General features: G+C 64.1%; 21 protein-coding genes and 1 tRNA gene. 20 read left to right on the top strand and 2 right to left on the bottom strand.

Annotated features, from left to right (window positions below; all coding sequences use genetic code 11):
• Positions 1–23 precede the first annotated feature (23 nt).
• The 14 genes from tpiA (at position 24) to U1E26_12205 (ending at position 15,004) form a co-directional block, all read left to right on the top strand.
• Complete coding sequence (tpiA, locus tag U1E26_12270; protein ID MDZ4170408.1) at positions 24–803, top strand: triose-phosphate isomerase; 780 nt, start codon at positions 24–26, stop codon at positions 801–803.
• A gap of 2 nt (positions 804–805) precedes the next feature.
• Complete coding sequence (gpmI, locus tag U1E26_12265; GenBank protein ID MDZ4170407.1) at positions 806–2,326, top strand: 2,3-bisphosphoglycerate-independent phosphoglycerate mutase; 1,521 nt, start codon at positions 806–808, stop codon at positions 2,324–2,326.
• 57 nt (positions 2,327–2,383) lie between these two features.
• Positions 2,384–2,626 (top strand): preprotein translocase subunit SecG, encoded by a 243-nt coding sequence (gene secG / locus U1E26_12260; protein ID MDZ4170406.1) that lies wholly within the window; start codon positions 2,384–2,386, stop codon positions 2,624–2,626.
• Between the two features lie 309 nt (positions 2,627–2,935).
• Entirely contained in the window at positions 2,936–4,645 is a 1,710-nt protein-coding gene (locus U1E26_12255; GenBank protein MDZ4170405.1) for an ABC transporter substrate-binding protein, read from the top strand.
• Between the two features lie 101 nt (positions 4,646–4,746).
• Positions 4,747–5,721 carry an ABC transporter permease gene (locus U1E26_12250; GenBank protein MDZ4170404.1) on the top strand — a complete coding sequence of 325 codons (975 nt, stop codon included), beginning with the start codon at positions 4,747–4,749 and terminating at the stop codon, positions 5,719–5,721.
• Positions 5,721–6,701, top strand: a complete 981-nt coding sequence (locus U1E26_12245; protein ID MDZ4170403.1) for an ABC transporter permease — start codon at positions 5,721–5,723, stop codon at positions 6,699–6,701. The genes U1E26_12250 and U1E26_12245 overlap by 1 nt, the downstream gene beginning before the upstream one ends.
• A gap of 2 nt (positions 6,702–6,703) precedes the next feature.
• Positions 6,704–7,723 (top strand): ABC transporter ATP-binding protein, encoded by a 1,020-nt coding sequence (locus tag U1E26_12240; GenBank protein ID MDZ4170402.1) that lies wholly within the window; start codon positions 6,704–6,706, stop codon positions 7,721–7,723.
• Positions 7,723–8,772: a dipeptide ABC transporter ATP-binding protein gene (locus tag U1E26_12235; GenBank protein ID MDZ4170401.1), complete on the top strand. Its 1,050-nt coding sequence runs from the start codon at positions 7,723–7,725 to the stop codon at positions 8,770–8,772. The genes U1E26_12240 and U1E26_12235 overlap by 1 nt, the downstream gene beginning before the upstream one ends.
• A 116-nt stretch (positions 8,773–8,888) precedes the next feature.
• Positions 8,889–8,974: transfer RNA gene (locus U1E26_12230), tRNA-Leu, on the top strand.
• Between the two features lie 142 nt (positions 8,975–9,116).
• A complete protein-coding gene (locus U1E26_12225; protein ID MDZ4170400.1) occupies positions 9,117–10,874 on the top strand; it encodes a GAF domain-containing SpoIIE family protein phosphatase in 1,758 nt (585 codons plus the stop codon).
• A 34-nt stretch (positions 10,875–10,908) separates the two neighbouring features.
• On the top strand, positions 10,909–11,622 hold the full coding sequence (locus tag U1E26_12220; protein ID MDZ4170399.1) for a hypothetical protein: 714 nt from the start codon (positions 10,909–10,911) through the stop codon (positions 11,620–11,622).
• On the top strand, positions 11,619–12,893 hold the full coding sequence (locus tag U1E26_12215) for a B12-binding domain-containing radical SAM protein (GenBank protein ID MDZ4170398.1): 1,275 nt from the start codon (positions 11,619–11,621) through the stop codon (positions 12,891–12,893). The genes U1E26_12220 and U1E26_12215 overlap by 4 nt, the downstream gene beginning before the upstream one ends.
• Before the next feature lie 16 nt (positions 12,894–12,909).
• Positions 12,910–14,067: a pyridoxal phosphate-dependent aminotransferase gene (locus U1E26_12210; GenBank protein ID MDZ4170397.1), complete on the top strand. Its 1,158-nt coding sequence runs from the start codon at positions 12,910–12,912 to the stop codon at positions 14,065–14,067.
• A 184-nt stretch (positions 14,068–14,251) separates the two neighbouring features.
• The gene (locus tag U1E26_12205; protein ID MDZ4170396.1) at positions 14,252–15,004 is read left to right on the top strand and encodes a CehA/McbA family metallohydrolase; all 753 of its coding nucleotides are present in this window, start codon (positions 14,252–14,254) and stop codon (positions 15,002–15,004) included.
• Here the strand turns inward: U1E26_12205 and U1E26_12200 are convergent.
• Entirely contained in the window at positions 14,988–16,217 is a 1,230-nt protein-coding gene (locus U1E26_12200) for a CbiX/SirB N-terminal domain-containing protein (protein MDZ4170395.1), read from the bottom strand. The two genes, U1E26_12205 and U1E26_12200, sit on opposite strands and share 17 nt — an antisense overlap.
• A gap of 121 nt (positions 16,218–16,338) precedes the next feature.
• Between U1E26_12200 and trxA the strand changes: the two genes are divergently transcribed.
• Positions 16,339–16,662, top strand: a complete 324-nt coding sequence (gene trxA / locus U1E26_12195; GenBank protein ID MDZ4170394.1) for a thioredoxin — start codon at positions 16,339–16,341, stop codon at positions 16,660–16,662.
• A 319-nt stretch (positions 16,663–16,981) separates the two neighbouring features.
• On the opposite strand, the gene U1E26_12190 is transcribed toward trxA, so the two are convergent.
• Positions 16,982–17,284, bottom strand: a complete 303-nt coding sequence (locus tag U1E26_12190) for a metal-sensitive transcriptional regulator (protein ID MDZ4170393.1) — start codon at positions 17,282–17,284, stop codon at positions 16,982–16,984.
• Between the two features lie 89 nt (positions 17,285–17,373).
• On the opposite strand from U1E26_12190, the gene U1E26_12185 reads away from it, so the two are divergent.
• The 5 genes from U1E26_12185 to U1E26_12165 all read left to right on the top strand — a co-directional run bounded on the left by U1E26_12185 (position 17,374) and on the right by U1E26_12165 (position 23,701).
• Positions 17,374–18,318, top strand: a complete 945-nt coding sequence (locus U1E26_12185; GenBank protein MDZ4170392.1) for a cation diffusion facilitator family transporter — start codon at positions 17,374–17,376, stop codon at positions 18,316–18,318.
• A complete protein-coding gene (locus tag U1E26_12180; GenBank protein MDZ4170391.1) occupies positions 18,311–19,276 on the top strand; it encodes an EamA family transporter in 966 nt (321 codons plus the stop codon). The genes U1E26_12185 and U1E26_12180 overlap by 8 nt, the downstream gene beginning before the upstream one ends.
• Before the next feature lie 147 nt (positions 19,277–19,423).
• On the top strand, positions 19,424–20,818 hold the full coding sequence (gene rpoN, locus U1E26_12175) for an RNA polymerase factor sigma-54 (protein MDZ4170390.1): 1,395 nt from the start codon (positions 19,424–19,426) through the stop codon (positions 20,816–20,818).
• The gene (locus U1E26_12170) at positions 20,815–22,338 is read left to right on the top strand and encodes an ATP-binding protein (GenBank protein ID MDZ4170389.1); all 1,524 of its coding nucleotides are present in this window, start codon (positions 20,815–20,817) and stop codon (positions 22,336–22,338) included. Before rpoN ends, U1E26_12170 begins: the two co-directional genes overlap by 4 nt.
• A 13-nt stretch (positions 22,339–22,351) precedes the next feature.
• Positions 22,352–23,701 carry a sigma-54 dependent transcriptional regulator gene (locus U1E26_12165; protein ID MDZ4170388.1) on the top strand — a complete coding sequence of 450 codons (1,350 nt, stop codon included), beginning with the start codon at positions 22,352–22,354 and terminating at the stop codon, positions 23,699–23,701.
• Positions 23,702–24,001 lie beyond the last annotated feature (300 nt).

The following is a 24,001-nucleotide window of genomic DNA, read 5'->3' as shown; positions in this document are numbered from 1 at the left end:
GTAGAGGCGGAAAGGGGAGCGACGTGGCACGTAGGCCGATGATCGCTGGGAACTGGAAGATGTACAAGACGTCAGGCGAGGGAGCGATTCTGCTTCAGCACCTCGACGAGGGAGTACAGCCCTACTGGTCGACGGTAGAGGTGGTGGTCTGCCCGCCCTTCACGGCGCTGAAGAGCGTCTCGACCGTGATCGAGTTGGACCGTCTGGACATCGGACTGGCGGCCCAGAACGTTCACTGGGAGTCTGAAGGCGCCTTCACGGGTGAAGTCTCGCCGCGCATGCTGGCTGAGCTGCGGTGTGGCTACTGCATCGTCGGCCACTCAGAGCGCCGTGAGATGTTCGGAGAAACGAACGAGACCGTGAACAAGAAGGTTCACGCGCTGCTCGCGGCCGGCATCACGCCTATCGTGTGCGTGGGAGAGTCGCTGGAAACGCGCGACGCAGGAGACACCGAGCGCTACGTACGCGAGCAAGTTCGCGCCGGGCTGGAGGGCATCGACGCCGAGAAGGCCGGCGACATCGTGATTGCCTACGAGCCGATCTGGGCCATCGGTACCGGCAGAACGCCGACGCCGGAGGCCGCCAACGACGTGTGTCGCACGATCCGCGCGACGGTGGGAGCCATCTTCGGTCAACCTGCAGCCATTCGCACTCGAATCCTGTACGGGGGTTCGGCGAAGCCTGAGAACATCGGGTTGTTCATGCCGGAGCCCGACATCGATGGCGCGCTCATCGGCGGGGCGGCACTGGACGCCGGATCTTTCGCGGATATGGTCCGCACGGCTTCATCGTTCGCGGGCTGACAATGACCAAGAATCTGCCGGCACTGCTCGTCATCATGGACGGGCTGGCGTTCGGCACGCCGGGGAGATACAACGCGGTCGAGGCGGCCCAGACGCCGACCCTGGACCGCTTGAGGGCAACGTGTCCCGTGACGACCCTGGCCGCGAGCGGACTGGCTGTCGGTTTGCCTGAGGGCCAGATGGGCAACTCGGAGGTCGGCCACCTCAACATCGGGGCAGGCCGGGTGGTCTACCAGGAGCTCACACGCATCGATCTGGCCATCGAGGACCGCTCGCTGTTTGGCAACCCCGTGCTCCTGGAGGCCATCGACACCGCTGTCTCAGGTGGTCGGGCGGTCCACCTGATGGGGCTGGTGTCAGACGGGGGTGTTCACAGTCACGAGAACCATCTGTACGCGCTGGTTCAGCTAGCCGTGGAGCGCGGCGCAGCAGACGTGCGTATCCACTGCTTCTTGGACGGCAGAGACACCCCTCCTCGAAGCGGCCTCGACTTCGTGAGCAAGCTCGAGCAGCGGTTGACCGCCATCGGTGGCGGTGCCATCGCCACCGTGATGGGGCGCTACTACGCCATGGATCGCGATAACCGCTGGGATCGCGTCGAGAAGGCGTGGAAGGCGATAGTCCTGGGTGACGGCGTTCCCGGCGACGACGCACGCGCGGCGATCGCTGCGTCCTACGAGGCCGGAGTGAGCGACGAGTTCATGGTTCCGGCGATCGTTGGACCTGCCGGTGTGCAGGGTGACGATGCCGTGATCTTCTTCAACTTCCGTCCGGATCGCGCACGCGAGCTGACGCGGGCATTCGTTGACGCGAGCTTCGAAGGCTTCGTCAGGCCGGTGCGGCCCAACGTGCACTTCGTGTGTCTCACCGAGTACGATCCGACGATTCCCGCCGCGGTGGCGTTTGCGAAGTCGTTGCCCGACAACGTGCTGGCAGACGTGCTCGCGGACGCCGGACTGCGCCAGTTGCACATCGCCGAAACGGAGAAGTACGCACATGTGACGTTCTTTCTGAACGGGGGTGCGGAGCCGCCCAAGACAGGGGAGGTGCGCATCCTGGTGCCGAGCCCTCGAGTGCCGACCTACGACCTTCAGCCGGAGATGAGCGCGCCCGAGGTGACCACGCGGCTGGTCGAAGCGATCGCTGCAGGCATAGCTGACGTGTACATCGTCAACTTCGCCAACGGCGACATGGTCGGCCACACCGGCATCTTCGAGGCCACCGTGGCCGCGGTCGAGGCTGTCGATACGTGCCTTGGCAGAGCGCTGGACGCCATCACGGCAGCGGGTGGCGTTGCCCTCGTGACCGCCGACCACGGCAACGCAGAGACCATGGTGGACGCCGATGGTGACACACCCTTCACGGCCCACACGACCACCGGTGTGCCGCTCATCGCGGTCTGCGAGAGCGTTCGCGGGCTGGACGAGGGCGGCAAGCTGGCCGACGTTGCACCAACGCTGCTGGCCCTGATAGATCTTCCGGCACCCGATGAGTGGACGGGACGCAGTCTGCTGCTATACTGATTCACCGCGCCCGTGCTAGGGCGTACGTGTACACGCCCTCAAGAAAGTGAGTCTCTCGTGAATCCGCTGCTGATCATCGTGTTGATCATCTGGTTCGTTTCGGCCATCGGACTGATCGCTTTTGTCCTTCTCCACTCCGGCAAGGGTACCGGCCTGTCGGAGATGCTCGGCGGAGTCATGAGCCCGACGGCTTCAGGTACGAGCATCATTGAGAAGAACCTCGACCGCATCACGATCGTGTTCGCGGCCGCCTTCATGATCAGCCTCATCGTGTTCATGGTGATCTACCCCAACGGCTAGTCACCTTCCGGATAGACGCTGACTACGAACGCCTGTCGCTGCGAAGCGGCGGGCGTTCTGCTTTGCGAAAGGCGAATTGTGGGCACATAATGTCTATGAGGCCAGCACATCCGGGGGAGAGCTCGGGTTCCGAACGACAGACTATGCATTCGGATTATCATTCTATGCGTCGTAGGTCACAGTCATGACGTTTCCTACGGGCGCGGAAGCTCTCTCTATGCAAAGCGCAAGCTGGTAGGGCCATGCGCACACGACCAAGGCGGTCGTGCATCGCCTAGTGGAGTTTGGCGAACCGGAGGGAGGCAGGAGTTGCAGAGGCACACACGTAAGGTGCTCGGCGCTGTTCTAGCCATCGGGCTGATCGCGTCGATCGGACTTGGAGGTTGTGCACCTAATGAGACGGGCGGCGAGACGCCGGTGTCCAACGAGCCGACGAAGGGCGGGACGCTCTCCTACTACGTCGGAGACGTCTCCTACATCGACCCCTACAATATGCAGGAGTCCGAGGGAACGCAGGTCGGACAGTCGGTCTTCGACTCGCTGACCGCGTTCGATCCGCTCGATCCGACCAAGGTGCTACCGGCTGCAGCGGAGAGCTGGGAGTCGAACGCAGATGCGACAGTGTGGACGTTCAAGCTGAACCCGAACGGCATGTTCTCTGACGGCACGCCGGTCACGGCAAACGACTTCGTCTACGGGTGGAGCCGAATCGCCAGCACCCAGACCAAGAACACCTCGACCGGTGAGCCCGATCCTTCGGTCCTCAGCTATCACCTGGCCGCGATCGAGGGCCTAGACGACAACGGCAACAGCGACACAGGCATTTCCGGCCTCAAGGCGATCGACGACCTGACCCTCGAGGTCGCACTCAAGTACCCGTTCGGCGACTTCGAGTATGTCGTTGCCCATCCGGCGCTCGCCCCCGTGCCCCAGAAGTACGTCGAAGAGGGCGTCGACTTCAACGGCGAGAAGGTCGCGTTCGGCGACATGCCGATCGGTAACGGCCCGTTCAAGATGTCCGAGCCGTGGAAGCGCGACCAGTACCTCAAGGTCGTTCAGAACGAGAACTTCTACGGGGACAAGCCCTACGTCGACGGCATCGACTTCAAGATCTTCAAGGACCCGAACACGGCTTTCACCGAGTTCGAGGCCGGCAACCTCGACTTCACCCAGATCGGCGAGGGCAAGATCAAGGACGCGGTTGCCAAGTACGGCGAGTCGGAGAATGGCTACACGGCCAATCCCGGCAAGCAGGTCCTTCTCGGCGCAGAGAATGGCATCTACTACCTCGTGGTCAACCTCAAAGACAAGGTCATGAGCGACCTGAACATGCGCAAGGCGGTTTCGTACGCCATCAACCGCCAGGCGATTTGTGATCTGGCTCTTGAGGGCACTCGTGACCCGGCCGACGACATCGTTCCGCCGGGCATCGCCGGCTACCAGTCGGGCTCGTGGCCGGACGCCAAGTACGACGTCGAGGCCGCCAAGAAGGCTCTGGCAGACGCCGGCTATCCCGAGGGCAAGGGTGCTCCCGAGATCACCGTCACCTACAACAACGACGGCGGGCACGAGAAGGTCATGCAGCTCGTGCAGGCCGACCTGCAGGCCATCGGCCTTGAGGTCTCGTTCGACACTGCCGACTGGACCAACACCCTCAAGAAGTACGACAGCGGGAGTTTCCAGATCGGTCGGGCGGGTTGGCAGGCCGACTACCCGATCATGGACAACTTTCTCTATCCGCTGTTCACGACCGACGCCGGAAACAACCTGGGCAAGTACTCGAACCCTGCCGGTTTTGACGAGCCGATAAAAGAGGCGCGCTCGACCGTTGATGCTGCCGAGAGAATCGCGAAGTACCAGGCGATCAACAAGACTGTCGGTGCCGACCTGCCGAGCATCCCGGTGATGTTCTACAAGCACCACCACGTCGCCTCGGATCGCGTGCACGAACTCACCTACAGCGCTATGGGTCTGGCCGACTTCCAGACCGTATGGTTGGCTGACGCTGCCACTCAGTAGTACTCGACACAGGTAGTCTGTGTGATTGACGGGGGTGGCAGGGTTCCGCTCGCAGGAGCCCTGCCACCCGCCGCGATGAGCTCCCGATTCGAAGGCCTCACATGCTCCGCTTCATCGCACGCAGGGTGCTGCAGTTCATACCGGTGTTCCTGGGCGTAACGCTCATCCTCTTCCTGATGACCACGGTGCTTGGCGATCCGATCCGTCTCAGGTTCGGAGAGCGCGCGATCAATCCCACAGTCTACCGAGAGCTGCAGGTGCTTCACGGCTTCGACAAGCCGTGGTACGAGCAGTACCTGAACTACCTCAACGACCTCCTGCACGGTGACTTGGGTGTCAGCATCAAGTCTGGGCAGAGCGTCGCAGCGATCATCCAGCAGGCATATCCGTACACGATGAAGCTCGCATTCGCCGCGATCATCATCGAGATCATCGTCGGTGTGGGTGCCGGCATGATATCGGCGGTGAAGAAGTACTCCTTCTGGGACGTCATGGTCACGTTGTCGACGTCGATACTCGTTGCCATGCCCGTCTTCTGGCTAGGCCTGCTTCTGCAGATATTCTTCGGCATCATGCTCAAGGAATGGACCAACGGGGCGTTCTACCTGCCCATCTCGGGTGCCGAGAGCGCCCAGTTCCCTCCGGCCGCACACCTCATCCTTCCGGCTATCACCTTGGCGGCAGTCTCGACCGCGTACGCAGCGCGCATCATGCGGAGCCAGCTGCTCGAGGTGCTGAACCAGGACTACATACGTACGGCACATGCTAAGGGCCTTACTGGCAGACGCGTACTGTGGGGTCACGGAATCAAGAACGCGATGATTCCTGTCGTGACGTTCATCGGCCTGGATCTCGGGGCCATGCTCGGCGGTGCGATTCTTACCGAGACGGTCTTCAACTGGCCGGGGATCGGCTACACGATCTTCAAGGCCATTCAGGGCCGCGACTACCCCGTTGTGTTCGGTGGTACGGTTGTGATTCTCATCGCGGTCATGCTAGTGAACCTGATCGTGGACATCAGCTACGCCTTCCTCGATCCGCGAATCCGCTACGGCGGGAAGCAGGTGAGTGACTGATGACAGATCGCATCCCCGGTCACGCCGAGGAGAGGGAGCTCCAGGTCCTCACGGAGGCGCAGGCCGACCGCAGCGGGGAAGCGGGAGTCGAAGAGGTGGGGCCGCAGCGGACCCTGAGCGGTGACGCGTGGTACCGCTTAAGGAAGAACAAGCTCGCGCTGATCTCGCTCGTGTGGATTCTGATCGTTGCCTTCGCGGCGCTGACGGCGGATCTCTGGGTGCCGCAGAACTTCGGCAGTCCAACGGCGATCGACACGGTCAAGGCGATGGAGGAGGCCCTTCAGCCGCCGTCCAGAGAACACCCCATGGGCACCGATGACCTGGGCCGGGACATCTTCGCTCGCGTCATCTACGGCGCGCGCGTGTCCCTCGCGGTGGGCGTCCTCGCGGTGGGCGTGTCCGTCATCATCGGCCTGTTCCTGGGGGCCTTCTCGGGATTCTATGGCGGAATCACCGATGCTTCGATCATGCGCGTGGCCGACGTGTTCCTGGCGTTCCCGTACATACTGTTCGCCATCCTGCTGCTCGCGATCATCCCGCAGAGCTTCAAGACCACGATCTGGCCAGTGGTGTTCACGATCGGCTTTCTGGGGTGGACGAGCATTGCGCGCGTCTTTCGCAGCTCGATCCTCTCAGTCAAGCAGAATGACTACGTCGATGCGGGACGGGCGCTGGGCGCGAGCAATGGCCGGCTGATGGCGCGCCACATCGCGCCAAATGCGATCGCTCCCATCGTGGTCTACGCCACGATGTCGATCGGTGGGGCCATCCTGACCGAGGCGGCGCTGTCGTTCCTCGGGCTTGGAGTGCAGCCTCCTACGCCCACGTGGGGCCGCATGATCGAAGAAGGCCGGTCGTTCATCACGACACAGCCGCTGCTGGTCATCTGGCCGGGTCTTGCCATCATGACCACCGTTCTAGCATTTACGCTGCTCGGTGACGGCGTGCGCGATGCCCTAGACGTGAAGATGAAGGACTAGCGATGGCCGACGAGCTTCTCAGGGTCGACGACATGAAGATGCACTTCCACACCCGCGACGGCGTGGTCAAGGCGGTCGATGGCGTGACCTACACGCTCGACCGCGGGGAGACGCTTGGTGTTGTGGGCGAGTCGGGCTCCGGCAAGTCGGTGCACGCGCTTACCATGATGCAGCTCATCCAGATGCCGCCGGGTCGGATCGAGGGCGGAGACGCCGTCTTCAAGGGCAACTCCCTCATCACCATGAAAGGAGAACAGATCCGCAGAATCCGCGGCAACGAGATTGCCATGATCTTTCAAGACCCGATGACGTCGCTCAATCCCGTCTACCGCGTGGGGACTCAGCTGGCGGAGCCGTTGATCGTGCACAAAGGGATGAGCAAGAAGGAGGCGTGGGACAGAGTCTGCGAGCTGCTCAAGCTTGTCGGCATCCCCCATCCCGAGAAGCGGGTGAGGGACTATCCCCACCAGTTCTCGGGAGGCATGCGCCAGCGGGCCATGATCGCGATGGCGCTCGCGTGCGACCCGGACATCCTGATAGCCGACGAGCCCACCACGGCGCTCGACGTGACCATCCAGGCCCAGATCCTCGAACTCATGCAGGAGCTGCAGACGCGGACCCACTCGGCGATCATCATGATCACGCACGACTTGGGTGTCGTCGCCGACATGGCCGACAAGATCGTCGTGATGTACGCGGGCAAGCTCGTCGAGTACGCGCGCTGCGACGACATCTTCTACCGGCCGCACCACCCCTACACGTGGGGGCTCATGGATTCGCTGCCGCGACACGACATGACCGAGAGGAGCGAGCTGCGCCCGATAAGCGGGCAACCGCCTAGCCTGGTTCGCGTTCCTCAGGGGTGCTCCTTTCACCCGCGTTGTCCCTATGCGAAGGACGTCTGCCGTGCGGAAGTTCCGGGGCTCAAAGCGATCGACGGCGACCACTTGGTTGCGTGCCACTTCGCGGGCGACGACGACTTCACACGCGACGCTCTGGCGTGTGCGGGGGTGAGTGCCTGATGAGCCCGATGCTCGAGGTAGATGGGCTGCAGAAGCACTTCTCGGTCAAGACGGGCGCCTTTTCGCGCACGAAGGGCGTGGTCAAGGCCGTCGATGGCGTCTCGTTCGAGGTGGATGCCGGCAAGACGCTCGGCCTGGTGGGCGAGTCGGGGTGCGGCAAGTCGACCACCGGTCGAGCGATCATTCGGCTGACCCAGCCCACCGGGGGCTCGGTCAAGTTCGAAGGCCGCGACATCGTCTCGTTCAGCCCCGCAGAGCTCAAGGCGTTTCGCCGAGACGTTCAGATAATCTTCCAAGACCCCTACGCGTCGCTGAACCCGCGCTTCACCGTGGGCGAGGTGATCATGGAGCCGCTGATCATCCATGGCATCGCAACGCCGGCCGAACGGCTCACGCGGGCCAAGGAGCTTCTCGACGTCGTTGGTTTGAACCCCGAGCACATCAGCCGCTACCCGCACGAGTTCAGCGGCGGGCAGCGCCAGCGCATCGGCATCGCGAGGGCACTGGCGCTCAACCCCAAGCTGATCGTGTGCGACGAGCCGGTCTCCGCGCTCGATGTCTCGATCCAGGCGCAGGTCCTCAATCTGCTGGAAAAGCTGCAGGATGAGCTGGGGCTCGCATACCTCTTCATCGCTCACGACCTCTCGGTGGTCCAGCACATCTCGGACAACGTTGCCGTGATGTACTTGGGCAAGATCGTGGAGATAAGCGACTGGCGCGGCCTGTACGAGCGGCCCAACCACCCTTACACGCAGTCGCTGCTCTCGGCGGTGCCGGTGCCGGACCCACACGTCCAGCATGCTCGCAAGCGCATTCTGCTGGCTGGCGACCCGCCATCGCCCATCGATCCTCCCAGCGGATGCCGCTTCCACACACGTTGCCCCGTCGCGCAGTTGCCCATCTGTTCGAAGAGCGATCCCGAGCTCAAGGAGGTGGCGCCTGGGCACCGCGCCGCGTGTCACTTCGCCAAGCCGTTCCCGATCGACATCACCAAGCTGAATCAGACGCTCATCGACGAAGAGGCGCTCGCCGCTTTGGCCGTCGGCTGAGCAGGGGAGCTCGGTCCCGGGGCGCCGGAGGCACCGAAGCGCCCTCTCCGACTAGGGGTGGCGCGGCATCCAGTGGGTTGCTAGAATACCCCTCGCTGTCCCATAGGACGGCCTATGTCCGAGTGGCGGAATGGCAGACGCGCTAGGTTGAGGGCCTAGTGCCCGCAAGGGCGTGCGAGTTCAACTCTCGCCTCGGACACCAGTACTGAACAGTGGCTCTCTCGCCAAGGCGAGGGAGCTGCTTTCGTTTCGCGCACGGCTGGCCGTACGCGCATACGGTCTGCGCTAGAATCCTTCGCAGGTGCAACCGATGGCCCGATAGCGGCGAACGTGAGGCGTGCGAGTTGGATGAGCTGGCGAGTTCCCACGAGCGTGACCTGGACGAACTCGTCGCTGACGTCGAGGCCGCCAACCGTCAGCTTGAAGGACTGCTGAGAATCGTCTCCAGCACGGTCGGCCGGGTTGACGTCGCAACCCTGATTCCCGAAGTGCTCTCGGCGCTTCGCGAGGTGATGGGTGCCCAGTCGGCGATCTTCTTCGTACTCCGCGAGGATCGGTGGTGCCTTAAGCATCAGTCGGGACTCAGGGAGCCCAGAGCGATCGGCTTCTCGATGGCCGCTGATCAGGGGTTCGCGGCTCGGGTCGCCTCCGCGGGGGAGCTGCTGTGGACGCCCGACGTCGCCGCTACGCCCGCGCACCTGAGCAACCATGACGACTACGGCATCAAGGCGATGCTGGGCATACCCCTTTTCGTTGACGGCGAGCTCTTCGGAGTGCTCGAGTGCGCGTGGTCGAGTGAACGCCTCATCAGCGATGCGGAGAGTGTGATGCTCAAGGTGGCGGCAGACCGGATCATGGCAGCCCTGGCTGGGGCCCGTCGCTTTGAGTCCACGAGCCGCTTGCGTGAGTTGGAGGCCGGGCTCGCCGAGGCATCTGCGCTGCTGGCCGTGTCGCATGACCTCTCGCAGACCGTTCCCGGCGCGCTTCGGGTCATGGCTGAGCACCTTGACTGCGACCGCGCGGCATTCGGCCTGTATCGCGACGGGGTGTTCGACGTCGCGCACGGCCATGGAATCGACGCCCGTCGCATCGAGGTACCGCATCATCCCCGTCGCGATCCTCAAACGGGATCTCAACTGCCCGTCGTGCGCTTGGGCGCACACCGCGCATCGGCCGGGTGGCTACGCGGTTCACTGGGTCTGGCCGAAGCCCTGATCGTGCCCGTGCGGGTGCGCGGCGAGTGGATCGGCGCCGTCGTCTTCGGACGCGAGGTCGAAGGCGAGGGATTCGATCCCGCGATCGACGAGTATCTGAATCGCCTGTCGACCGTGCTCTCTCTGGCCTATGCGAATGCACGGGACTTCGACGCCGAGCGCCAGATCGCCGCGACTCTTCAGGAGTCCATTCTGACTTTGGACTCCGACGTCGATGGAGTCATCTTCGATCACTGTTATCGCTCATCCACCCTTACCACCAGGGTTGGCGGTGACTTCTACGATGTCTTTCGCATGCACGGTGGCCTCGTGGGAATCATGATCGGTGACGTTTCGGGCAAGGGGCTCGAGGCAGCGGTCTTCACGACTCTTGTGAAGCACACGGTGCGCGCCTTCGCACACGAGTCCTCGTCTCCGTCGCAGATCGTCGCGCGAGCCAACTCCGCGTTGCTAGCCCAAGCGCGGATGCGTGACTTCGCCAGCGTCCTGCTCGTCGTTCTCGATCCGGCGTCCGGTGCGGCGACGTACTGCCAGGCGGGTCACCCGCCCGCGCTGCTCGTGCGCGCGGGAGGCTTAGTGGATCAGACCCTGTGTGCGTCGCCGGTGGTCGGAGCGTTTTCGGACATGGCGTACGAGGAGGGATCGTTCGAGTTGGGCGAGGACGACCTGCTGGTGCTCTACACGGACGGCGTGACTGACGCGCGTGACGAGGCGGGCGAATTCTTCGGCGAGGCACGCCTGATGCGTGCGGCCGCGGAGTCGGGCGGCAGGGATGTCGCCTCGGCCGTCAGAGCCATCGATTCTGCGGTCCAGAGCTTCTCAGGCGGCCGACGGACGGACGACATCGCAATCGTATGCCTCAGGCGTGCAGGATCTTCCGTCCGCTAGACTGCTGGGTGCGAAGAAGGAGGCCTGTCAGTCCGTGATCACGTTCGCCCAGATCGCCATCGGTGAAGGTGGACTCGTTGCGTGCACGCGGTGCACCGACTCGTCCACCGGCTTGACTGCCTCGCCGCGGGATGCGTCGGAGGTCGCGCGTGAGATCACCGCGGCAGCCGGATCGTGGTCACGTGGACCCGGACCCAACGTGACGTTCGTGGGCTTCGAGCCCTTCGCGCATCCGGCGCTGCCGCAACTGATCGCCGAGGCGGTGGCGGCTGGTGTCGTGAGGCTGCGGCTGCGCACCGACGGTGGCGCGCTCGCAACGGGTGCAAACGCAGTCGGCATCCTGGCAGCCGGAGTGCGGCACCTGGAAGTGGTCGTGCTGGCTGCCGGTGAAGAACACGACCGCCTCTCCGGGCGCAGCGGCCTGGCGGCCGCCTGCGATGGCGGGGTTCGCGCGTTCGTAGCGGCAGCGGCGCGCGACGGCCTCCGCGTCGCGGTGACGGGACGGGTGCCGGTGTGTCGGCACAACGCCAGAGGTGCAGCGGGTGCTGTCGCGTGGCTCGCCTCGCTCGGCGCGGTTGCGGTCCACCTCGACGCGACCGCGTGCCGCGAGGCCGACGGCCCCCTCGTTCTCGCCGCACTCGATACGGCGGCGGTTCACGGGCTTGCCGCTTCGGTTTCGGGAGACCTGTTCGCGATGGCGCCGCAGTGGGCTCACCGCGCGTGGGCCGAGATCGAGGTCGGAGAATGACTCGCAGTTCCCTCAGGGTCGCGCTCGTCGGGGTGACGACTCCGGGGTATCGCTCGCTGGCCGTCGATTATCTCGAGGCCTCGGTTCGCGTCGACCCGCGCTTGGCTGACGTGGCCCTCGCCAGAATCGATGTCGATATCTCCTCGGACGCCTGGTGGACGGCGTATCGGGTGCTCGCGCTCGACCCTGTGCCCCAGGTGGTCGCGTTTCCCGTCTACTGCTGGACTGCGCGGCACGTGTACGAGGCCGCTCGGGTGATCGTTGCGGCGTTGCCCGACACGATCATCGTCGTCGGAGGGCCGGAGGTTGGTCCGATCGCCGATGACGTGCTCGCTGCCCGACCCTACATCCATGTGGTGGCGCGTGGCGAAGGCGAACGGGCGCTAGCTGACGTGCTCCACTCGTATGTGCGCGGAGGCGATCTGGGTAGCGTGCCAGGCGTCAGTGCCCGCGTCGGGGGCGTCATCGTGCACGGGCCGGAGTCTGCACCCGTCGATGATCTCGACACCCTCGCTTCCCCCTTTCAGGGCCGAACGCATGCAACCGACGGTTCGGCGTACATCGAGACCTATCGCGGCTGTCCGCACCGCTGCGCGTACTGCTACGAGGGCAAGGGGCTGACCCGTATTCGCTCGTTCTCATGGGACCGGATAGCCGCCGACGTGGAAGCGGTCGCATCGGTGCCGGGTATGCAGTCGTTCAGCTTCATCGACCCGGTGTTCAACTTGACTCCTGACAGGCTCGAGCGCCTGAGTGAGATTCTTTCGCCGTTCGCCGCACGAGGCGTTCGCCTGCACACCATCGAGGTCGACATCGAGCGTGTCGATGCCCCACAGGCCGCCCTGTTGGCTCAGTCCGGGGTCGTCAGCGTCGAGACGGGGCCCCAAAGCGTGGGCCTGCGCTCGCTCAAGACGTGCAACCGATCGTTCGATCGCGAAAGGTTCGCCTCGGGTGTTGCCGCCTGCCGGACGGCCGGCATCTCGGTGGAGTGCGATCTCATCGTCGGTCTTCCCGGTGACACAGCCGCCGATGTGCTGGCCGGCATCGACTTCGCCATCGGCCTTGACCCGGGCAAGGTTCAGCTGTCGACGCTCCACGTGCTACCAGGCACCGAACTGTGGCGACGTGCGGACGAGCTGGGCCTGGCCTACGACCCTGAGCCGCCCCACGAACTCATCGCCACCCCCGATATCGGCTACGCTGATCTGCGCCGTCTCGAGGAACTGGGTAGTGCTGCGGCGGCCATCTACCGGGCCCGAATCGAACCGTGAGAGGACTGGCGAGCGCATGACACCCATCTCCCGTCGTGCAGAGGCGATCCGACCGTTCGTCGTCATGGATGTAGTTGCGCGGGCGAAGGAACTCGAGGCCACAGGGCGCGATATCGTCCGCCTTGAGATCGGCGACCCGGACTTTCCGACGCCTGACGTGATCACGCGGGCTGCCGAGGAGGCTATGGCTTCAGGCTCGACGCACTACACCCAGTCGCTCGGGCTCCCCGATCTGCGCGCGGCGATCCGTGATCACTACCGCGCCGCATACGACGTCGGCATCGATCCTGAAGACATCGTCGTCACCCAAGGCACCAGCCCGGCGATGCTGTTGCTGTTCGGCGCGCTGCTCGATCCGGGCGACGAGGTCGTGATGCCCGATCCGTGCTATCCCGCATACCCCAACTACGTGTCATTCCTGGGCGGAGTGCCCAAGATGCTGCGCGTGCGTGCGCGGGACGGGTTTCGCTACGACCTCGATGAGCTCGAGGCCGCTATCACGCCTCGCACGCGGGCCATCATGATCACCTCGCCGAGCAATCCGACCGGTGCGGTGCTGAGCCGTGAAGACCTGATGGCGCTCGCGGATCTCGCGGAGCGCACGGGCGTTCACATCGCCAGTGATGAGATCTATCACGGCCTGACGTTCTGCGGCGCGGAGCACTCGATCCTTGAGTTCACCGATCGCGCCTTTGTGCTCAACGGCTTCTCAAAGGCGTACGCGATGACCGGGTGGCGCCTCGGCTATCTCATCGCACCGCGCGAGTACGTGAGGTCCGCCGAGAAGATCCAGCAGAACTTCTTTCTCGCGGCCAACGCGTTCGTTCAGCAGGCGGGCGTCGTGGCGCTGACGCAGGCGCAGGATGATGTCGTGCGCATGCGCGATCTCTATGACGAGCGCCGTCGATTCCTTGTGCCGGCCCTTCGACGTGTCGGGCTGACGATCGACTGCGAGCCGTGCGGCGCCTTCTACGTGTTCGCCGATGCGCGCTGTTGGGGCGAGGATTCCCTGGCCCTGACGGGGCGCTTGCTGGAGGAGGCAGGGGTGGCGTGTGCGCCGGGCATCGACTTCGGAGCCGGGGGCGAGGGATTCCTGCGCTTCTCCTATGCGACGGGTCTCGACCGGCTTCATGAGGGCGTTTCGCGGCTCGAGCAGTGGGCACGGGTCCGCTGATCGAGGCGGGTTGAGCTGTGCGCACCGACAGCGGGCTGTCCGCGAGCGGCGGGAGGGGCTCATGTCGAGGACTTTCTGGCCGATACACAGAGAGTGCGCGGTTTTGGTCAGCGGCTTGCTAGATGGGTGCCCTTGGGTGCACAATCGGACCTCATGGGTCCTCGATGAAGGGGAAACTCACCGCGTGAAATCGTCTCAGGCTTGGGGCAAGGCCGACATACACATTCACTCGGACCATTCCGATGGGACCGCGAGTGTTCCCCAGATCATGGAGTTCGTGCAGAACCGCACGGACCTCGACGTCATCGCCATCACGGATCACAACACCATCGAGGGCGCGCTGTTCGCCCAGTCCCTGGCCGAGCTGTATGACTTCGAAGTCATCGTCGGCGAAGAGGTCTCGTCGCGCGAGGGCCACATCCTCGGACTGTATCTGACCGAGGCCATCCCGGCAGGCATGAGTTCGCGAGATACCGTGCGTGCGATCGAGGCCCAGGGCGGCATCGCGATCATCGCCCACCCGTTCTCGAGCCAGGGCGTGTTCGGGCCGTTCGGGCGCAACCTGCTGGCGGACGCGGTAAACGATTGGGCGTTCCACGCCCTCGAGATCTACAACTCGTTACCCTTCCTCGTCTGGGCCAACAGCCTGGCCGCCAAGATGTTTGCCGGCGGTCATGGCATAGCGGCAACCGGGGGCAGTGATGCTCACTACCTTGAGGCGGTCGGTAAGGGCTTCACGCTCTTCCGCGGTTCGACAGCTGAGGAGCTTCGGCAGTCGATCCTGAAACTCGAAACGCGCGCCGACTCGCGCCCCCAAGGATTGTCGTTCGTATGGCGGCTTGCGCGTAACTACCCGCGCATCCGACAGCTCCAGGCGCTGAACTGGGAGCGCTGCAAGGCGCCGCACGCCGAGGCGGAGTCTACTGGTCGTCTCTGAGCGCGCGCCTCACCGAATCCGCGATAGCCCCCACCACCGGGGATTCACTTCCCCATGCGGGCATGATCATGACCTCGGCGGATTCGTCGAGACGTGACGCACGAATCGCCGCGCGCAGGTCCGAGGAGGTGGCGAGCGATTCTATCGGGCGCGTCGCCGGCACCACGCGGATACGGGTGCACCCGAGTGCTGCCAGGTGGCGCACCTCCTGGGTGACATCGGGCTCCTCCCACTCGGACCACGCGATGCGCACGTGATCGCCCGACATCCCCTCGTCGCGCAGGATCATCTTGAGTCGGTTGAGAAACGACGTCTCGCGCTCGCCGAACCGGGGGTCCAGGGTCGCCCGCTCGCGCGGCTGTCCGATTCCTACCAGCACCACGCCGCTGTCCGCTTCGCCTTTGCATGCGGCGAGGATCCGGTTCGCCAGGTGGCGCAGCACGGAATCGGCGTCGCGCATACAGGTGGTGTGAACGATCGACGTGTGGGGAGCGGACGCGCACACCGCATCGGCCTCAGCCACAGCTCGCTCGAAGTGGATGCCGGGAGCCACGGAAAGATCGACCACGACGATGCGTCGGTGGCCGGCGGACACAGCCTGCGAAACCCGCACCGCCAGGCGGGCGGCCCCGCTGCAGGTGGCCCAGGTCACCGACGGGTTCACCTCTCTCATCGAGTCTTGGAGCCGGGCGGCCACGGTGCTGAGGTCCCGGACTCCCTGACTCGCGCCGCCGGCCAACCGGTAGCGTGCCTTCTGGGCGAAGAACAGCAGGGGCAGTGTCCCGACCGACGGCTCCAGAAGTCCCTCTGAAGCCAGGCCGTCAAGCATGCTCGCCGTGCTCGAGAACGCGTAGGACTCCGGCTCAACACACCGGCAGATGATGACGGCGGGTCGCGGGTCTTCGTTCGCGGTCTCAGTCGCCTGTGCCGGCGCCGGCGGGCGCACCGATGAGAGAAGCAGGGTGGACGCCAGAGCGTAGCCGCCCCCCGCGAAGGCCAAGAGGAAGGTGAACGCGTACAGGGCGACGTTGACGCGGGGGGTGGTTCCCACGATGGCGGCGAACGATGTGAGGGCGGCTGCGGCGACGAGCGCTCCCAAGACGGCGAAGAGCGCCTCAGTCCGACGGGGCGCGACAAGCACCGCCGTCACCGAGGCGCCGGCCAACAGCGCGCCCCCAACGAGTGCTATCCACCACGCGGTCCCTGGATCCACGGCTCCTCCTGATGGCGATGATACTCGATGCGAGCGCAGCCAGTGCTCTCGGTGCTTGACCACGGGATACCCCATGGGGTATAAAGGAAGCACGCAGAATCACCAAGGATAGGAGTCTCCAATGAGCAGTGCGATCGATGTGGATGCAAGTACGTGGCGCGAGAAGGTGCTGGAGTCCGATGTGCCGGTGGTCGTTGATTTCTGGGCACCTTGGTGTGGTCCGTGCCGGATGGTCGCTCCTGAGATAGACAAGTTGGCCTCTCGAGCGGGTGACGCTGTTGCGTTCGTCAAGCTCAACATCGATGAATCCAGAGACATCGCCGTCGAGCATGGGGTCATGAGCATCCCCACGATCGCCAAATTCGATGGCGGTAAGTTGGTGGCCCAAGTGGTAGGTGCCAGGGGAGCGGATGCCCTGTCCCAAGAGCTTGGTCTGGGGGTCTAGATGCCCACGTACGAGCTGAGGTGCCGCTCGTGCGGTCATCAATTCGACCGATTCCTCATGCGCCTTCTGCGTAACGAGGACCTGCTGTGTCCCGAGTGCGATTCGACCCAGATCGACCGAGGTGTCGGCGGTGGGATTCTCGGGTCAGGAACGTGCACGACGACTTCAAGCGCTTCCACAGCGAGCTGCGGTGGCAGCCGGTTCACTTGAGGCTAGGGCGCCCTCCGGTCGGAGGGCAGGACCCTACGTGACATGAAACGTGGCCCCGACGGCGATCGAGTCGCGGGGCCACGACAGCGTCTGAAGGCGCTCGAGGCGCCTACTTCACACAGGATGAGTACTTGAGGAACACCTTGATCGCCTCGTCGATGAGCTCCTCGCGCGTGGCGGCTTCTTCGTCGATGAGGCAGTTCTTCATGGCGTGCCCGATGATGTGCAGTCCCACTTGGTTGAGCGCGGATTTTGCAGCCATGACCTGTGTGAGAATCGCGTCGCATTCCTGACCGGACTCGATCATCGTCTGAAGGCCGCGAATCTGTCCCTCCAGGCGCTTCAGCCGGTTCACCATGGCCTTGCGTTGCTCCTCATCGGAGATGACGGTGGTTTCCGGTGAGTCAGTCATCACAGTCTCCGCTTCTGATACCTTGAATGGGTTGTTCTTGAACGATGATACCCCCTAGGGGTATGTGGCACAAGGGGAGGAACGACCAGGTGGGATACACGAGACCATCGGACAGCGAGGCCGGGACGCTGCGTGTCAAGCGTATTCGGACCGTCCTGTGGGCCGTGCTCGCCTTGAACGTCGGCGTCGCGCTCGCCAAGATCGGGTGGGGTACGGTTTCCGGGTCGGCGGCCATGCAGGCCGACGGCTTTCACTCGCTGTTCGACGGGGCCAGCAACGTCATCGGGCTCGTGGGCATGGCCATCGCCGGCCGGCCGGCGGACCGCGACCATCCCTATGGGCATGACAAGTTCGAATCGTACGCCTCGGCAGCCATCGCGGGCATGCTCGCGTTCGCCGCATACCGCATCGGCTCCAGCGCCCTGTCGCAGCTTTCGGGGGCCGTCAGCCCACCCCAGGTCGATGCGGTCTCGTTCGCTGTCATGATCGCTACTCTGGCGGTCAACATCGGCGTGAGCACGTGGGAGCGCCGGGTAGGGCGGGAGCTCGGCTCCGAGATCCTGATCGCCGACGCCAGTCATACCCGCTCTGACATCTTCGTGAGCCTGGGGGTCATCCTCTCACTCGTGATGGTCAAAGCCGGCTTCCCTCAAGCCGACCCGGTCGTCGCGCTGCTGGTATCGGCCATGATCGTGTATACGGCCGTCGCGGTCTTTCGCCAGGCCAGTGCCACGTTGTCAGACTCCGCGCGCATATCCACCGATGAGATATGCGCGTGCGTTCTTGCCGTTGCGGGAGTGCTTGGATGCCACCACATCCGCACGAGGGGGTCGGAGTCCGCTGTCTACGTCGACCTCCATGTTCAGGTCGACGAGACGCGCAGCGTGGCCGATGGTCATGAGATCGCCGAGAACGTCGAACGCGCGATCGGCGCCGCGTTTCCCCAGGTCGTTGACGTCATAGCGCACCTCGAACCCTACGACGAGTATCAGGCCACCAAGACCGAGCGCGAACAGACCTCCGCCCGTGGCTGAGGCGCGGGCCGTCCGCATGCGCGGCTACGGGTTGGTCCTACTTGCCGCGGCGTGCTGGGCCAGCGGCGGTCTCACGGCGAAGTGGCTGTTCACCGAGGCGACCGCCGAGACCGCCGCGTGGCCCGTTCCCCCGCTGGGGATCACGATCGACCCGACGGCACTCTCCGCCGGGCGGGCGTTCGCGGCATGCGTGATCCTGCTCGCGTACCTGCTTGTTTTCAGGCGCGAGGCGCTCGTTGTGAGGCCGAAGGACCTTCCGTTCCTGGCCGTCTTCGGCGTTGTCGGTCTGGCGGCGGTCCACTACACCTACTTCAAGACCATCTCGCTCACGAACGTGGCCACAGCCATCCTTCTGGAGTACCTTGCGCCGGTCCTCGTCCTTATCGTGGGCGTGGTGTTCATGAAGCATCGATGGACGTGGTCGCTGCCGGCGGGAGTGGCGCTGTCGGTGACGGGATGCGCGCTCGTTGTCGGCGCGATCGGAGGAGAGGGCCTGGTGGTGTCACCGGCCGGAGTTGCATGGGGGCTGGCCTCAGCCGTCTTCTTCGCCGCCTACTCGCTCATGGGCAGTGTCGCCGCCAAGCGGTTCACGCCCTACACGACGCTCGTGTACGGCCTTGGGTTCGCCTCGCTGTTCTGGTTGCTCGTGCTGGGCCCCGAGTCGACGATTCAGCTCTTAGCGGTGCCCGAATCCTTGGCCGCGGTCGTCTTTCTTGCGGTAGTGAGCACCGTGGTGCCGTTTTCGGCGTTCCTCATGGCGCTCAAGTACATCCCTCCCACCAACGCGACGGTGACCTCCACCGTGGAGCCGGCGCTTGCCGGTATCGGCGCGTTCGTGCTCTTCGGTGAGTCCTTGACGGCTGCACAGCTGCTGGGTGGTCTGCTGGTTCTCGCGGCGATCGCCATCGTGCAGCTGCCTGAGCGTGATCCCGCGCCCATACTGCCGCCACCGGACTGAGCGCGACGGCTCTGTTTGCCCTGCGCTTCTGCGCACTTGGTGGAGTAATCCTGATGCAGCGGGAGAAGAGGCGGGCACAGCGGTATACTTTTTGCATGGCGGCGCACTTGCGTCGACCACCGTTGCGGACGGCAAAGGGGGTGGGCAGTGGAACTCTCGCAGCGTCCTGACTTGCGACAGAAGGTCACCCTCTCGCCCCAGGTCTACCAAGGGCTGAGTATCCTCGCCATGCCCGTCGCCGAGCTTCAGCAGATGGTCGAAGTGGAGATGCTCGAGAATCCGGTGCTCGAGGTCGACGAGACAGAATCCGAGCCGGTAGAGGGCGAGGATCAGCCTGAAGACGCGCGCGACGACGAGCGCTCCTGGGACGAGTGGCTCGAGATGTATGAGGACCTCGACCAGCTCGGCGCCACGGCGCCGCGCGATCCCAACGCCGAGCAGACCAACACCGAGGACTACGTCGGCGGCATTCAGAGTTTTGACGACTACCTGCTCGATCAGGTCGCGCTGCTCGATGTGGATGAGGATGTCGAACATGCGGCGATGGCCGTGGTCGGCTCCCTTGATGGGGACGGCTTCTTCACCGGCTCGCTCGACGAGATCGCGGCGTTGGTCGGAGTCTCATCGACCGTAGCGGAGGCCGGGTTGCGTGCCGTGCAGCAGCTCGATCCTCCCGGCGTCGGAGCTCGGGATCTCAGCGAGGCGCTCTGCCTGCAGCTGGAGTTCCTCGGCATAGATGAGCCGCTCATGATGACCATCGTCAGGAATCATCTCGACGATGTCGCGTCGAATCACTTCCGCAAGATCGCGCGCGCGCTCCACGTGGACGAGGATGAGGTACGCAGGCTGGTCGAAGTTCTCAAGGTTCTCAACCCCCGGCCGGCCGGCGCGTTCTCGCCGGGCCCATCGCCCGGCTACATCGTGCCTGACGTCACGCTTCGGCGCTTCGACGATGAGTGGCTCATCATCCCGAACAACGAAGCGCTGCCCACTCTGCGGGTCTCGCCGCGATACCGGGCGATGCTCAAGAGCGGATCGAACGCCGACGACGAGACGCGGCGCTACCTCAAGGACAAGATCCGCTCGGCTGAGAGTTTCATCCGGAATGTGGACCGGCGTAAGGACACGGTCAGCCGTATCACCGAGATCATCATGGAGGTGCAGCGCGACTTCTTCGAAGACGGCAAGGGACCGCTGCGGCCCCTGCGTCTGGAGGACGTCGCCGTTGAGATCGGCGTCCATCTATCCACCGTCTCTCGCGGAGTCACAGGCAAGTACATGGCCACGCCGTATGGGCTCTACGAACTCAAGCACTTCTTCAGCGGTGGCTATCGGACGTCGAGTGGGATGGACGTGGCGGCGACGACCGTGAAGAGCCGTCTACGCGAGTTGGTCAAGGAGGAGGATCCCGCCAAGCCGCTGTCTGACCAGAAGCTTGCGGAGCTGCTTTCCGATGAGGGCGTGACGGTCGCCCGTCGCACCGTCGCCAAGTACCGCGAGGAACTCAGCATCGAGCCGAGCTGGGCCAGGCGCCGTCGATGACGCCGCAGAAAAGCGGTTTGGCCGGCGCAGGTCGGGAATCGGGACCGCAGCGCGACATCGACCACGAAGAGCGTCGGCGGGCCGGACGAGCGATTGTCGCCATCAGCGTGATGATCGTCTTCGTGACGCTTCTGCACATGTTCACTCCGGCGAGGAGCCTCCCGCTTCACATGCTCTACCGTCGCCTGTACTTCGTTCCGATCATCTACGCGGCCTGGGTGTTCGGAAGACGGGGCGGGCTGATCACCGGGGTCATCTCAGCCGTTCTGTACGGGGCGCACGTGTCCCTGATGCTCGGTGGGTCAGTGAGTCGATTCGACACCTGGCTTGAGATGATCTCGTTCGTCGCGCTCGGTCTGCTGTTCGGCGCATTGCGCGACATAGAGGTGCGCCGCTCCAGTGACCTGCAGCAGGTCTCATCGCAGTTGGAGGAGGCGTACAAGAAGCTCGAAGAGCGCGCCATCCAGCTCATCAACGTGCAGGATTACACCGCTTCGATCTTGCGCTCGATCACTTCGGGAGTGCTTACCGTGGGGCCCGATGGCTCTATCGCCACGGCCAATCCCGCCGCGGAGCGGATGCTTGGCATGACGGAGACCCAGATGGTTCCCCGGCCGATCGAGATTCTCTTCCGTGAAGACGGAGGGATTGCAAGTGACGTAGCCAAGGTGCTGTCCGGGCGCGTGCCCATGGCTCATCGTGAGGCGACGTTCGTCACGCCGATCGGGCGAGTCGTCCATGCTCAGGTGTCAACCTCGCGCATGAGGGCCGTCGGGGGATCGATTCTCGGGGCGGTCGTCACCCTCGAAGATGTCTCCGACATCCGTACGTTGACCGATCAGCTGATTCGAGCAGACCGTCTTGCCGCGATGGGCGAGCTCACTGCGGGTGTGGCTCACGAGGTACGCAACCCGCTGGGGGTGATCCGGGCAAGTGTGCAGCTGCTCGAGGATGCCCAGTGTGATAAGGAGCGCATCCACGTCGCAGCCGGGGTGATCAAGCAGGAGATCGACCGGCTGGACAGGGTCATCAAGGCGCTGCTCGATTTTGGTAGGCCAAGCAAGCCTACACTGGTGGATACCGACCTCGCCGGGGTGCTCGAGGACGTCGTGCTCTTCACGAGCCGCTTCGCCAAGCAGGCCAGCGTCCATATATCGTACGCGCGGCCTGAGGGGCTGCCACCCGTCTATGGTGATCCGGATCAGCTCAAGCAGGTCTTCTTGAACCTCGTGACCAACGCGGTACAGGCTATGGATGAAGAAGGCGGCAACATCGGCATCTTCGCGGAGTCCGACGGAGATTACGTGGTGGTCACGGTGGCGGACACGGGACCGGGAATCGCCGATGAGGACATCACGAAGGTGTTCGACCCCTTCTTCACGAAGCGGGCGGACGGTACCGGACTGGGATTGACGATCGTCCATCGCATCATCGACGAGCACGATGGTCATATCGAAGTCGAATCGTCGGAGCGGGGCACGACCTTCACGGTCTCGATGCCTGCGGTATTCAAGGAATAGGGACGGGGAGCGCATGCAGAAGAGAATCCTGATAGTCGACGACGAGAAGAATATGCGGTGGGTGCTCGGGCAGGCACTCACCGCTGAGGGGTTCGAAGTCGCCGAGGCGTCTGACGGCAAGGAGGCGCTTGCGGCCGCTGCCGACTTCGAGCCTGACCTCATGGTCCTCGACCATCGCATGCCTGCTCCGGACGGGATGGAGGTTCTGCGCCGCCTCAGGGGCAAAGGCGTCTCGTTCCCCATAATCATGCTCACGGCACACGGCAACGTCGAGCAGGCGGTTGATGCCATGAAGGCCGGAGCGAACGAGTATCTCACCAAGCCCTTCGACCTGGAGGAGCTCAAGCTCGCCATCAGCAAAGCGCTCATGTACCGGGACCTTGCCGCTGAGGTCGAACGCCTTCGCGAAGAGATCGGGCGTGAGTACGATGTTCAAGGAATCGTAGCGTCGGATCAGCGCATGCTTGAGGTCCTTGAGACCGTGCACAAAGTGGCTCCGACGAGCGCGACCGTCATGATCTACGGTGAGTCGGGCACGGGCAAGGAGCTTATCGCACGCGCCCTCCACAATCTTTCGGAGCGAGCCACGAAGCCGTTCGTGTCCGTGTCTGCCGGCGCGTTGCCCGAGACGCTGCTGGAGAGCGAGCTCTTCGGTTACGAGAAGGGCGCGTTCACCGGCGCCATGACAGGCAAGCCCGGGCGATTCGAGTTGGCAAACACCGGGACCATCTTCCTCGACGAGATCGGCGACATCTCGGCGGCGACTCAGGTCAAGCTCCTGCGCGTCTTGCAGGAGCGACGCTTCGAGCGGCTCGGCGGAACGCGCTCCATCGACGTCGACGTACGTATCGTCGCCGCTACGAACCAGGATCTGCAGCAGTTGATCGTCGATGGCGGATTCCGCGAGGACCTCTTCTATCGCCTCAACGTCGTCCCCGTGACCTTGCCCCCGCTGCGCCAGCGCTCAAGCGACATCTCGCTTCTGGTGGCGCACTTTCTTGAGAAGTCGAACGCGGGTAGCAAGGTGATCTCAGGTGAGGCGATGCAGGCGCTCGCCTCTTACCAGTGGCCCGGAAACATCCGCGAGTTGGAGAACACGATCGAGCGCATGGTCATCCTGTCCCACGGCGATGAGATAGGAGTCGACGACCTGCCTGCAGAGGTCCGTTCCGGTGTCGTCAGTGCGGGGCGGGCGAGCTGCGGTTTCGTACTGCCGGAAGACGGGACGAACCTTGAAGAGGTTGAACTCGACCTCGTTCGTCAGGCACTCGACCGCACCGGTTCGAACCTGCCCAAGTCCGCGAAGCTTCTGGGACTCACGACCAAGACGCTTGAAGCCCGCATGCAACGTCTCGGGTTGTAGGGCGAGGGTCTGCCGCTGGCACATCGCTTGCACTGACGTAGTGCAAGCAGTTCACCTTCGTCTGAGAGTCCCTTGTCCATGCAGACACCGCCCGCCTTCGTCACAAGTGTCTTGGATCGAATCTTCGGGCTCTCTGGGCGCGACGGTTCGGCAGTGACTCCGGGCGTCGGGTTGACGTGCCCCCAGTGCGACGGTCCGGTCAGGACCGATTGGCGGCTCTGCCCTCACTGCGGAGCGCTCCAGACGACGGAGAGGGCTGACGGGTCCAACGGCAGCCTTCTGACAGGGCCGATCAAGGGG

It is taken from the genome of Coriobacteriia bacterium (assembly GCA_034370385.1).
Lineage (GTDB): Bacteria > Actinomycetota > Coriobacteriia > Anaerosomatales > PHET01 > JAXMKZ01.
The sequence above is the reverse complement of the archived record's forward strand: the minus strand, read 5'-3'. Positions and strand labels throughout refer to the sequence as shown.